The following is a 12,672-nucleotide window of genomic DNA, read 5'->3' as shown; positions in this document are numbered from 1 at the left end:
GCTTACATTCCCATTGGGCCACTACGGCGACGGTTATTACTACTATTTGCTGATGCAGCAGAAGTATCTGCACTATCGGCAATGACAACTTGATCACCTTGTTTTAAGCCCGCAAGAACTTGAGCGTTTACACGGTTGTTGATGCCAACCAAAATCTGAGTTGGTTTGGTTGTACCATCGGCTTGTAATATGCGTACAACACTTAAAGTTAACTTGCCTTGTTCAACTAGCTGTTTTTGCTCGGCAGTCAGGTTAAGACGCTCTAGACGAGCTCCGTTCCCTTGAGATTTTTTAGCTGCTTCAGGTGTAGAGCTTGCTTTATCAGATGACTGACCTGATTTTCTTTGACCTGAAAATTGTTTAGAGCTAAGTGCTGATGAAGGAACGAGCAGGGCATTTTTAGCTGAGTTTAAAACAATATAAACTTGTGCAGTCATATCAATACGCAATTTACCATCGGTATTTGGCACATCGAATAGGGCATTATAGTAAACGGCTGAGCTTGTAGTTGAACTAGTGGTATTCGTTGATTCGCTAGAAATTGAATCAGGAGCTGGTTCAATTTGACGTAAGGTTGCGTAACGCTTAGTGTCTTCGCCTAAGGTAGTGAAATAAACCTGTTGGCCTTTCTCAACTTTCATAATGTCAGCTTCACTGACTTGCGCCTTAATCGTCATATTTTGTAATTTTGCAATTTTGACAATTGTTGGCGCACTTTGGTTTGCGTTTACCGTTTGACCTTCTTCCGTCACAATTGCGACAACCGTACCATCAGTTGGAGCTAGAATACGTGTATAACCAATATTGGTTTGCGCCGTAGATCTAGTCACTTTTGCAGATTCAATTTGCGCATCTAATGCTTTGATTTGTGCTTGAGCTGTTTTATAGCTTGCTTCAGCCGATTCTAGATCTGCGCGTGGTGTCGCATCTTGCGCATACATTTGTTGCTGACGGCGGTATTCAAGTTGCTTTTCATTCAAAGAAGCAACTTGTTGAAGGCGCTGTGCTTCTAAATTTTTAATATTCGCATCAGAAGTTTTTAAACTATTTTCTTGTGTGGTTGAATCAATTTGCGCAATAAGTTGACCTTGCTTAACCTGATCGCCCAGTTGTACATACATCTTTTTAACCTGACCAGATACCTGTGCACCGACACTAATAAGTTTGGTTGCATCAAGTGTACCCGTTGCAAGTACATTATTTTCAATATCCCCGCGCGTTACCTCGGCAGTAATATATTGTGGCTGCTGCTGTTTTGGCTTGAAAAACTTCCAGGCTAAAAGAGCAATAATGACTATACAGATGATGATAATAACAAGTTTGATTGGCTTTATTTTTGGCATGGCGAGAGGTCGAAAAGTTTAAAATTTAATTTAGTATAAAAGCGAAATGAGGATAAAACGTGAATTTTTATGATATTTCAGGAATGATGAAAAATGATTCAGCCGAATTATTGTATAAATAGTGTTTTTCCACATAATTCAGCAATCGCCTGCTGCATTAAATGTTCTGCATTTTCGTTTGACATTCCTTTAATTGCTGCATCAATTTGCAATAGAAGGGTAGACCAGCCTAAAAACTGTTGTGGATTTAGTCTTCTTAAGGCTTGTTGATATAAACCAACCTTAGTTTTCCATATACCAAGCTGTAGGGCATTATGAGGTTGCTCAAACAATTGCATCAACAAGCGCATTTCTTTACTTAAAGTCCATAAAATCAGACTATCTGGTTCGCCTGCTGCAATTAGATATTGAAAAATCTTAATAGATTGGCCAAGGTTGCCTTCTAATAACGCATCACTTAAATCATAGGTGGTATAGCGTGATTGATCTTGTAAACAAGCATATAAATGCTCAATCAAAATCAGTTTTTGGTCTGGAAATGTGTCTCTTACACGCATCAAGCTATTTTTAGCTGCAAGCAAATTGTGCTCATGATGTTGCATTAACCACTGCCAAGCATCATTGTCGAGTTGAATCTCTAGCTTTTCTGCTTCTACGTTTAAAATACGTTGACGGTCTTGTGGGTAATTTGCCGTTAGAGCAACTACAACCCCATTTGCTTCAACAACTTGAAAAAAAGCAGATTTTAAGCTGCTACTATCTTGTTTGGGTAAAACAATTAATAACAGGTTATGTTCATTATGTTGTATATAACTTTTAAGTTGTTTTAAGCCATTTGCATCAGGTTTTATATTTCCATGTACTTCAATAGCAAGCTGTTGAGAAAATAAAGATAAGCTATTAAGTGCATTAAAGACATTTTTCCAGTCGCTCACGCTACTAATATCATAGCGCTGTCTTTCAACTTCTTGTTGTTGCCAGCTTTTGCGAAAGGCATCTAATAAATTTTGTTCTAATAAGGGCTCTTGCCCATGCAAAATCCACGCACCCCGAGCTTCCGGAGTGCGTTTCAAGGCTTGTAAATAGTCAATTTTCATTGCAGGCAAAAATACAGATTAAGGCTGAGCTTTTGGCAAACGATTTGCTGAAATCTGACGAGTAATTTGTTGTGCAATATCATCAATCACAATATGTTGTAAGTAAGTTTCTTGCTGATTTTCAGTGTTGACTGTTGCCAAGTCATATTGATAACTACGAGATGCAGTTAATGAGCGTGGTTCAGTAATTTTATTACCCTGACGATCTTCAATCTGGAAGGTTACGGTTAGGCGTAATAATACTTCTGTCAGTTTTCCATTTAAAAGCTGACGACGTGGTGTGTATTCCAAAACACGGAGTACATAGGCATCACTATCATTACTGAATTGAACACCATTGGCAGCCAAATACACTTTTAACTGCGTTTCCAAATCATCAGTTTTAGTTGGTAACTCAAGGCTTAACTTTTTATAAACAAGCGGAGTCGCAGTCGGGTTGGTTCCTTTTAAGTGAAATCCACACCCGACTAAGCCTGCACTAAGGCCTAAGGTTAAAACAACAGCGGCTAAACGTTTGGCTAAGTGCATGCTTGATCCTCTCATTAATAACTTTAATTAAACCACGAGGTTAACTAGTTTATTTGGAACCACAATTTCTTTTTTTGTTGGTCCGGTTAAGAATTGTTGAACTTCTGGTAGAGCTTTAGCTTGAGCTAATAGATCTTCTTTAGAAATATCAACAGAAACTTCAAGTTTACCGCGAAGTTTACCGTTAACCTGTACAACAATCGTTTGCGTATTACGTGTTAACGCAGAAGCATCCACTTCAGGGAACGTTGCTGCTGTAACATCTGTACCAAATTGAGCCAATAAAGTTTGGCTTAAATGTGGTGCAAATGGTTCGAGCAAAGTTAAAAGTGTAGTGATCGCTTCACGTTCTACAGCAATGTCGTTGTCATCTTTTGCTTCAAACTTGTTGCTTGCGTTTAACAACTCCATTAAAGCAGCAATAGCAGTATTGAATGCATGACGACGTTCAATATCATCACTTACCTTTTGAATGGTTTCGTGTGTTTTACGACGTAAATCTTGAGCATCTTTAGACAAGTTTGCAGTATCGATTGTAGAAGTTGAGTTTCCTTTTTCAAGGAAGCCTGCTACAAGACGCCATACACGTTTCAAGAAACGGTTTGCACCTTCAACACCTGCGTCAGACCATTCTAAAGATTGATCTGGTGGTGCAGCAAACATCATGAATACACGAGCAGTATCTGCACCGTATTGATCAATAATCGCTTGCGGGTCGATACCGTTGTTTTTCGACTTAGACATTTTTTCTTGTCCGCCGATCACAACTTCTTGACCATCACCTGAATATTTTGCAGAAAGAATACGACCTTTTTCATCGCGCTCTAACTCAATATCAGCTGGGTTAAACCAAGTTTTCTTACCATTTTCTGCTTCACGGTAGAACGTGTCTGCAAGCACCATGCCTTGAGTTAACAAGTTGGTAAATGGTTCATTACCTTGTACAACGCCTTCATCACGCATTAATTTGTGGAAGAAACGTGCATAAAGTAAGTGAAGAATTGCGTGCTCAACACCACCAATGTATTGGTTCACAGGAAGCCAGTTTTGAGCAGCTTCAGGTTTAACCATACCACCAGTGAAGTCTGGAGAAGCATAACGTGCATAGTACCAAGATGACTCTACGAAAGTATCTAAAGTATCTGTTTCACGACGTGCATCGCCGCCACAACAAGGACATTTAGTTTCATAAAATTCAGGCATTTTATTAAGCGGGTTGCCTGAACCATCTGGTACAACGTCTGTTGGTAATACAACAGGAAGTTGATCTTCAGGTACTGTGACTTGACCACAAGTATCACAGTTAATCATTGGAATTGGACAACCCCAGTAACGTTGACGAGATACACCCCAGTCACGTAAACGGAATTGAACTTTAGAGTTTGCTAAATCTTGTGGTTCTAATTTTGCAAGGAATGCATCAAAAGCAGCTTGGAATTCTAAACCGTCAAACTCGCCAGAGTTAACAAGTTTACCTTCTTTAGAACCGTACCATTCTTGCCACTGGGTTGAAGAGTAGTCTGCATCGTCAGCGCCTTTAGCATCAATGACTTGCTTGATTGATAAATTAAACTTGTTAGCAAATTCAAAATCACGTTCATCATGTGCAGGCACAGCCATAACAGCGCCAGAGCCATAAGACATTAATACGTAGTTTGCAATCCAAACAGGAAGCTCTTCACCAGTTACAGGATGTTTTACAAACAAGCCTGTTGCCATGCCTTTTTTCTCGGCTGTTGCCAAGTCCGCTTCTGCAACTGAACCCATACGGCACTCTTCAATGAATGCAGCCAATTCAGGGTTAGTTTCAGCAGCTTTAAGCGCAAGAGGGTGCTCTGCTGCAACAGCAACGTAAGTCACACCCATAAGTGTGTCAGCACGTGTTGTATAAACAGTTAAGCCATCAGCATAAATTTGGGTATTGGCAGATGGGAACGTAATTTCCATGCCTGTAGAGCGACCAATCCAGTTACGTTGCATGGTCAACACTTGTTGAGGCCAGCCGTCTTGTAGGGTGTCAAGATCGTCTAATAATTCTTGTGCATAATCCGTAATACGGAAGTAGTACATTGGAATGTCGCGTTTTTCAACCAATGCACCTGAGCGCCAGCCGCGACCATTTTCAACTTGTTCGTTTGCCAAAACTGTTTGGTCAACCGGATCCCAGTTTACTGTTGAAAGTTTACGGTAGATCAGACCTTTTTTATAAAGCTGAACAAATAACCATTGTTCCCAGTGATAATACTCTGGTGTACAAGTCGCGAACTCGCGATCCCAGTCTACAGATAGACCTAATTTTTTTAATTGGTCACGCATGTAAGCGATGTTTTCAAATGTCCATTTTGCCGGAGCAACTTTATGGGCAATTGCTGCATTTTCAGCAGGTAAACCGAATGCATCCCAACCCATAGGTTGTAGCACAGTTTCACCTTTTAAACGGTAAAAACGGCTAATAACATCGCCAATTGTATAGTTACGCACATGCCCCATATGCAGCTTGCCGCTTGGGTAAGGAAACATTGACAGGATGTAGCGATGTTTACCTTCGACAGTGTCGGCAACTTTAAAGACTTTACGATTTTCCCAATCTTGTTGAACTGATGGTTCAATCGTGTTTGCTTGATATTCGGGGTCAATGTGAGAAATAGTCATAGACGTAAGCTATACAACGAAAATTGAAATGAAAGATTGCTGCACAGCATAGCGCAAAATAAGGGGAAATGTCAGTTTTTAGATCAGGATTTTATCTTTTAATATGAGCAATAAACATTTCCCAATCTATTCTTCTTTATTTTAAATAATAGAAGAGTGGTGAAAATATTCACCACTCTCATTTTGGTTATCGTGCTGCTGCGGATGGGGCGGGCGGAACTGGTACAGCGGGTACGCCTTTTTCCGGTACTACGTTAGCTGTTTCTTGCACTACTTTATCTGTTTTATCCTGAGATTGTTGTTCTGAGGTGGGTGTCGAATTTTTTACGGATGGTTGACTGCCGTAAGTTGAAACTTTGTTCAAATGTTTTGCACTCTTAGGAGGCGGAGTCGTGGTGTAATGTGTAGAGCCACTTTTATCCATCCATTTATAATATTGCTGTGCCTGACTTTGACTTGAGCAAATTAAAATTACTGTTGTTACTGCTGTATATAAGCTTGTTTTTAAATAAGATAAATTCATGTCAGATCTTCCCCAAAAAAACTGACTATATTTAAATAAAGTTTATAAATAAGCAATTTACAATGTATGGTTTTATATAAAAAAGAATAATTATTTTTAATAAATAGGGATTGGAACTACCAAATTTAAGATTTAATTTTAGATTAAAAAAGAAGCAGCTAAAAATTTTTATGGAAAAACCTTTTCTTTAATCTTGACTTTAGTGAATTAAACAACAAAAATGCTTCCTTTAGTTTTATATGCGATTATTTGATCACCCTTCGAATAACCGTCATGTTTTGTAATAGACATTCTCTCTAGCCGAGAGATTGATTTTACTTAAAGTATGCATATCCAGACATGCTTTATTAATGTTAAAAAAGCTTATACGGCTGAAAAACAGAAATTTTTCTATTGCAACGAAAACTAGACAATATGTGTGCTATAACAGTGCAGACAATTCAATGAATGAAACACTATTTGTGCCTTCCATAAATAGTGATAAAGATTTTAGGGTGAATCACGTTGGAACTTTTATCTGGTGGTGAAATGCTCGTTCGTGCTCTTGCGGACGAAGGCGTTGAACATGTTTTTGGTTATCCAGGCGGCGCTGTATTACATATTTATGATGCGCTATTTCAACAAGACAAAATTAATCATTACCTCGTACGTCATGAACAAGCTGCTGGTCATATGGCAGATGCTTACTCGCGTGCTACAGGTAAGACTGGCGTAGTACTGGTCACTTCTGGGCCTGGCGCAACTAATACTGTGACTCCAATTGCAACAGCTTATATGGACTCAATCCCAATGGTGATTTTGTCTGGCCAGGTTGCATCACATCTTATTGGTGAAGACGCTTTCCAGGAAACGGATATGGTGGGTATTTCACGTCCTATCGTGAAACACAGCTTCCAAGTTCGTCACGCAAGTGAAATTCCTGCAATTATCAAAAAAGCATTTTATATTGCCTCAAGTGGCCGTCCTGGCCCAGTTGTAGTCGATATTCCAAAAGATGCGACAAATCCTGCAGAAAAATTTGCGTACGAATATCCTGAAAAAGTGAAGATGCGTTCTTATCAGCCACCTTCACGTGGTCATTCTGGTCAAATTCGCAAAGCGATTGATGAGCTTTTAAGTGCTAAACGCCCTGTAATCTATACTGGTGGCGGTGTTGTTCAAGGTAATGCATCTGCATTATTGACTGAGTTGGCTCATTTGTTGGGCTACCCAGTGACAAATACACTTATGGGTCTTGGTGGCTTCCCTGGTGATGATCCACAGTTTGTGGGCATGTTGGGTATGCACGGTACTTATGAAGCAAACATGGCGATGCATAATGCTGATGTCATACTTGCAATTGGTGCACGTTTTGATGACCGAGTAACCAATAACCCTGCAAAATTCTGTGTGAATGCCAAAGTTATTCATATTGATATTGATCCGGCTAGCATTTCAAAAACGATCATGGCGCACATTCCGATTGTAGGGGCAGTTGAGCCTGTACTTCAGGAAATGTTGACGCAATTGAAACAATTGAATGTGTCTAAGCCTAACCCTGAAGCAATTGCTGCATGGTGGGATCAAATTAATGAATGGCGTAAAGTTCATGGCTTGAAGTATGAAACACTGGCTGATGGCACGATGAAGCCGCAGCAAGTTGTTGAAGCTTTATATAAAGCGACCAATGGTGATGCCATCATTACTTCGGATGTGGGTCAACACCAAATGTTTGGTGCGTTGTATTACAAGTACAAACGTCCACGTCAATGGATTAACTCAGGCGGATTGGGCACCATGGGCGTAGGTTTACCTTATGCAATGGCAGCCAAGTTAGCTTTCCCAGATCAACAGGTAGTTTGTATTACCGGTGAAGCTTCAATTCAGATGTGTATTCAAGAGCTTTCAACTTGTAAGCAATACGGTATGAACGTGAAGATCTTGTGCTTGAATAACCGTGCTTTAGGTATGGTTAAACAATGGCAAGATATGAACTATGAAGGCCGTCACTCAAGCTCATATGTTGAATCATTACCTGATTTTGGCAAGTTAATGGAAGCATATGGTCATGTTGGTATCCAAATTGATCATGCTGATGAACTAGAGTCGAAGCTTGCTGAAGCAATGGCAATTAATGATAAATGTGTATTTATTAATGTCATGGTTGATCGTACAGAACATGTTTATCCAATGCTGATCGCAGGTCAGTCAATGAAGGATATGTGGTTAGGTAAAGGGGAGCGTACATAATGAGACATATTATTTCTGTACTCGTTGAAAACGAAGCTGGTGCGCTTTCTCGTTTGGTGGGTTTATTCAGTCAACGTAACTACAACATTGAAACGTTGAATGTAGCTCCAACCGAAGACCCAACTTTATCACGTCTGACGTTAACTACTTATGGCGATGACCATAAGATTGAACAGATTACAAAGCAGCTCAACAAACTTGTTGAGGTTGTAAAAGTAGTAGATTTATCAGAAGGTTCGCACATTGAGCGTGAACTGATGTTGATTAAAGTAAAAGCGTTAGGTGCTTCACGTGCTGAAATTAAGCGAACAGCGGATATTTTCCGTGCGCAAATTGTAGACGTGACACCAACTACCTATACCATTCAAATAGCAGGGACAACTGAAAAATTAGATGGTTTTATCGATGCGCTTGCAGAAAACACTATTCTAGAAGTCGTTCGTTCAGGTGTATCTGGTATCGCCCGTGGCGAAAAAGTATTAGCCATTTAATTTTTTAAAAGTATTTTAGCGGAGAACACAAATGCAAATTTTTTACGATAAAGACTGTGACTTATCAATCATCCAAGGCAAGAAAGTAGCGATTGTTGGTTACGGCTCTCAAGGTCATGCTCATGCACTTAACCTTAAAGACTCAGGCGTAGACGTAACTGTAGGTTTACGCGCAGATTCAGCTTCTTGGAAGAAAGCTGAAAATGCTGGTCTTAAAGTTGCAGAAGTTCCTGCTGCTGTTAAGCAAGCTGACCTCGTAATGATTTTGACTCCAGATGAATTCCAATCACAACTTTACCGTGACGTGATTGAGCCAAACATCAAAGAAGGCGCAACTTTAGCATTTGCTCATGGTTTCTCAATTCTTTATAACCAAGTTGTTCCACGTAAAGACTTAGACGTAATCATGGTTGCTCCGAAAGCACCTGGTCACACAGTTCGTTCAGAATACCAACGTGGTTCAGGTGTTCCTGACTTAATCGCAATTCACCAAGATGCTTCTGGTAATGCACGTAACGTTGCTCTTTCTTATGCTTCAGGTGTAGGTGGCGGCCGTACTGGTATTATCGAAACTTCATTCCGTGAAGAAACTGAAACTGACTTATTTGGTGAGCAAGCAGTTCTTTGTGGTGGTGCGGTTGAACTCGTGAAAATGGGTTTCGAAACTTTAGTTGAAGCTGGTTATGCACCAGAAATGGCTTACTTCGAATGTTTACACGAACTTAAATTGATCGTTGACTTGATGTTCGAAGGCGGTATCGCTGACATGAACTACTCAGTATCTAACAATGCTGAGTATGGCGAATATGTAACTGGTACTGAAGTAATTAACGAACAGTCTCGTGAAGCAATGCGTAATGCATTGAAACGTATTCAATCTGGCGAATACGCGAAGATGTTCATTCAAGAGGGTGCATTAAACTACCCATCTATGACTGCTCGTCGTCGTCAAAATGCTGCGCATGGTATTGAAGTAACTGGTAATAAGTTACGTTCAATGATGCCATGGATTCAAGCAAACAAAATCGTAGACAAAGAAAAGAACTAATTTTCTTTTTCTAAAAAAGCTTTAAAAGAACCCTGCATTAAGCAGGGTTCTTTTTTTATACTGTTTTTATTTGAATATGAAAAAGAGCCATTGAGTCAACTTGACTGGATTAAATAAATTCTATATTTTTCATATAATTGGCTGCTTATTTTTTATTTAGTCTATTGATTTATAAAGTAAAAAATACTTGACCAAAAGATAGATAATGTTATTGTTTATAACTGACTGAATAAGTCAAATTTACTAAAATTTCTTTAACATGTTTAATTGTATTTTGGGCAATGAGTTGAACAAAATAAAAAAAAGTATTGAATAATCATGGAAGTCCACTATGGGTCATGTTGATTACGATAGCACATTGATCGTCGGCTCTTTTATTGCAGCTGGCTTCATTTGCTATCTCGTGATTTCCATGGAACAATTAATATTCAAGCAAGTTTATAAAAAATTTGAGTTTTTAATTTTATTTATCAATGGATTATTGCTGGCATCAGCAATTAGCATTGTTCATATTATTGGTATACAAGCTTATCATCTGTTTGAAACAGTCAACTCGAATATTCCTTTAATTACGGTTTCATTTGCCATTAGTGCTTTGCTATCGTGCATCGCCATGTGGTTGACTTCACGTTTTACGCTACCTTTATTCCGGCTCATTTTAAGTTCTATTATTATGGGAATCGGAATTTCAGCTTCATATTACATTAGTATGTTGGGCTGGAATATTAATATCTATAAAAAAGATTACACCTCTTTCTTGCTATTATTTTCTGTATTAATAGCGATGAGCGGTTCAGGGCTGGCATTTCTATTAGCCTATAAATTAAAAGATACCGAACGTCATCGCTTAACTTTAAAAATTGCGTTTTCAGTTATGATGACCTTAAGTATTATGGGAATGCACTATACGGCGCTCATTGCGACAAATATTACTGATAAATTTATTAGCCAATATCAGGCTGAACATGACCTATTATTATTTACGATTATCTTGGTCACATGTTTGGTACTGGTCGCAAGTTTTATTGTTGCGATGTTGGAACAGCGCCTCACTCAACAAAATTTAGAGTTGCGCAAGGCAAATAAAGAATTAGCTAATCTCTCTATACAAGATAATTTAACTAAACTACCAAACCGTCTTTATTTGGTTGATTATGCAGAAGTATTACTCTCAGATCATCGCTATAAAGACCAGAAAATTGCTTTTCTATATATTGATTTAGACCGATTTAAATCGGTTAACGATGCTTTTGGGCATCATATCGGTGATCAATTACTCATTCAAATGGCGAACCGTTTGCATTGGCAACTCAATGAAAAATGTAAGCTGCTTAGAATCGGTGGTGATGAGTTTTTGCTTATTGCAGAAAATACAAATGCAGACGAAGCAGTTATTTTGGCCGAGAAAGTTTTACAACTGATTCAGGAAAGTTATCAAATTTCTGGTAAGGAAATTAATATTTCTGCAAGTTTGGGTGTGGCGCTATTTCCAGAGCATGGACAGAATGTTCAGGACTTACTCATGAACGCTGATGCCGCCATGCTTATGTCTAAAGAACAAGGTCGGAATACGTATACCATCTTTAGTTATTCAACCCACCAGCAAGAAACGAGAAGTCAGTCAAAACTGATCAATGATCTTTATAAAGCCGTAGAAGAAAAACAGTTCATCTTATATTACCAACCAAAATTTAATACCAATCTTGAAGTTTGTGGAGTTGAAGCATTAATCCGTTGGAATCATCCAGCGTTAGGAATACTTACACCGCATATGTTCATTGAAGGTGCTGAAAAAACGGGTTTGATCATTCCAATGGGATATTGGGCGCTTGAGCAAGCTTGTCTACAAATTCAGGAGTGGGAACGCAGTAACACACCATTTTATCCAGTTGCTGTGAACTTATCGGCACTACAATTTGAAAATAAAAAGTTATTTAGTACACTCGAAGCATTATTAAAAAAATATCAAATTCAACCTCATCACTTAATTGTTGAGATTACTGAATCAACTGCAATGCGGCATATTGACTTGAGTATCCGAGCTTGTGAGCGATTACGTGACATGGGAATTCGTGTTGCCATTGATGATTTTGGAACAGGGCATTCGAGCTTCTTATATTTAAAAGACTTACCCGTAGATGAGCTGAAAATTGACCGTGGCTTTATTGTTGATTTAAAACCGGGTTCAAAAGAAGAAGTTATTCTAGAAAGTATTATTCATTTAGCTAAAAAGTTAGGCTTAACCGTAACGGCAGAAGGCGTGGAAACTCAGCAGCAGGTTGAGATTTTAACCCGTTTAGGATGTCAGCAATTCCAAGGCTATTTATTGGGGATGCCAGTTCAGGTTGATCAGCTCATTGAGTCTCAAGGCGCTCATTTTGCTTAGTCTTAATAGATAGATTAGGGTACTCCAATTTTTAAACGACTGATGACTGATTTCTCAATAAATTTTCAATTAAAACTATTTGATTGTATATAATATTTAAAATAATAATTAATTTAATCTAATGAAAAACAATAAGAAATTTAAAATCTTGTCATAAAAGCTACATTGACACCTATAAACTCTCAGATTATCCTTTGCAAGCTGGCCTACATTGCCAGTCGGTTTTAGCAGACCGTGATGAAAGATCGCATCAGAGTTATTCCGTCTGAGGGATAGTCTTATGCGTAAACTCCTCGTCTCCTCCCGTAGCGGTAGGACGGGAGAGGGACACCCTCGGGTGTGCTGGTTAAATCTTTCACCAGTCTGCTAACCCTC

The 12,672-nt window shown here is 38.8% G+C and carries 9 protein-coding genes; 4 read left to right on the top strand and 5 right to left on the bottom strand.

The annotated features are described in order from the left end of the window. Positions 1 to 2: 2 nt before the first annotated feature. The 5 genes from ACLBWE_RS09185 to ACLBWE_RS09165 form a co-directional block, all read right to left on the bottom strand. Positions 3 to 1,343, bottom strand: a complete 1,341-nt coding sequence (locus tag ACLBWE_RS09185; RefSeq protein ID WP_447602476.1) for a MacA family efflux pump subunit — start codon at positions 1,341 to 1,343, stop codon at positions 3 to 5. A 107-nt stretch (positions 1,344 to 1,450) separates the two neighbouring features. Continuing rightward, the gene (gene holA, locus ACLBWE_RS09180) at positions 1,451 to 2,440 is read right to left on the bottom strand and encodes a DNA polymerase III subunit delta (protein WP_017391267.1); all 990 of its coding nucleotides are present in this window, start codon (positions 2,438 to 2,440) and stop codon (positions 1,451 to 1,453) included. Positions 2,441 to 2,458: 18 nt separating this feature from the next. Then, positions 2,459 to 2,968 (bottom strand): LPS-assembly lipoprotein LptE, encoded by a 510-nt coding sequence (locus ACLBWE_RS09175; protein ID WP_447602474.1) that lies wholly within the window; start codon positions 2,966 to 2,968, stop codon positions 2,459 to 2,461. A gap of 27 nt (positions 2,969 to 2,995) precedes the next feature. Next, positions 2,996 to 5,620 (bottom strand): leucine--tRNA ligase, encoded by a 2,625-nt coding sequence (leuS, locus tag ACLBWE_RS09170; protein WP_447602472.1) that lies wholly within the window; start codon positions 5,618 to 5,620, stop codon positions 2,996 to 2,998. A 187-nt stretch (positions 5,621 to 5,807) separates the two neighbouring features. Next, entirely contained in the window at positions 5,808 to 6,143 is a 336-nt protein-coding gene (locus ACLBWE_RS09165; protein ID WP_419296445.1) for a DUF4124 domain-containing protein, read from the bottom strand. Between the two features lie 504 nt (positions 6,144 to 6,647). On the opposite strand from ACLBWE_RS09165, the gene ACLBWE_RS09160 reads away from it, so the two are divergent. The 4 genes from ACLBWE_RS09160 (at position 6,648) to ACLBWE_RS09145 (ending at position 12,297) form a co-directional block, all read left to right on the top strand. Beyond that, entirely contained in the window at positions 6,648 to 8,372 is a 1,725-nt protein-coding gene (locus ACLBWE_RS09160) for an acetolactate synthase 3 large subunit (RefSeq protein ID WP_003654952.1), read from the top strand. Then, complete coding sequence (gene ilvN, locus ACLBWE_RS09155) at positions 8,372 to 8,863, top strand: acetolactate synthase small subunit (RefSeq protein WP_001215920.1); 492 nt, start codon at positions 8,372 to 8,374, stop codon at positions 8,861 to 8,863. The genes ACLBWE_RS09160 and ilvN overlap by 1 nt, the downstream gene beginning before the upstream one ends. Positions 8,864 to 8,894: 31 nt before the next feature. Further along, positions 8,895 to 9,911 carry a ketol-acid reductoisomerase gene (ilvC, locus tag ACLBWE_RS09150; protein ID WP_004641176.1) on the top strand — a complete coding sequence of 339 codons (1,017 nt, stop codon included), beginning with the start codon at positions 8,895 to 8,897 and terminating at the stop codon, positions 9,909 to 9,911. A gap of 331 nt (positions 9,912 to 10,242) precedes the next feature. Then, complete coding sequence (locus tag ACLBWE_RS09145) at positions 10,243 to 12,297, top strand: EAL domain-containing protein (protein WP_447602466.1); 2,055 nt, start codon at positions 10,243 to 10,245, stop codon at positions 12,295 to 12,297. Positions 12,298 to 12,672: the final 375 nt, after the last annotated feature.

The sequence above is a fragment of the Acinetobacter sp. M5A5_2a genome (genome assembly GCF_053345265.1).
The sequence above is the reverse complement of the archived record's forward strand: the minus strand, read 5'-3'. Positions and strand labels throughout refer to the sequence as shown.

Coding starts and splice junctions, on each gene's coding strand:
- ACLBWE_RS09185 (WP_447602476.1), bottom strand. CDS start 1,343: ATGCCAAAAATAAAGCCAATCAAACTTGTTATTATCATCATCTGTATA.
- holA (WP_017391267.1), bottom strand. CDS start 2,440: ATGAAAATTGACTATTTACAAGCCTTGAAACGCACTCCGGAAGCTCGG.
- ACLBWE_RS09175 (WP_447602474.1), bottom strand. CDS start 2,968: ATGCACTTAGCCAAACGTTTAGCCGCTGTTGTTTTAACCTTAGGCCTT.
- leuS (WP_447602472.1), bottom strand. CDS start 5,620: ATGACTATTTCTCACATTGACCCCGAATATCAAGCAAACACGATTGAA.
- ACLBWE_RS09165 (WP_419296445.1), bottom strand. CDS start 6,143: ATGAATTTATCTTATTTAAAAACAAGCTTATATACAGCAGTAACAACA.
- ilvN (WP_001215920.1), top strand. CDS start 8,372: ATGAGACATATTATTTCTGTACTCGTTGAAAACGAAGCTGGTGCGCTT.
- ilvC (WP_004641176.1), top strand. CDS start 8,895: ATGCAAATTTTTTACGATAAAGACTGTGACTTATCAATCATCCAAGGC.
- ACLBWE_RS09145 (WP_447602466.1), top strand. CDS start 10,243: ATGGGTCATGTTGATTACGATAGCACATTGATCGTCGGCTCTTTTATT.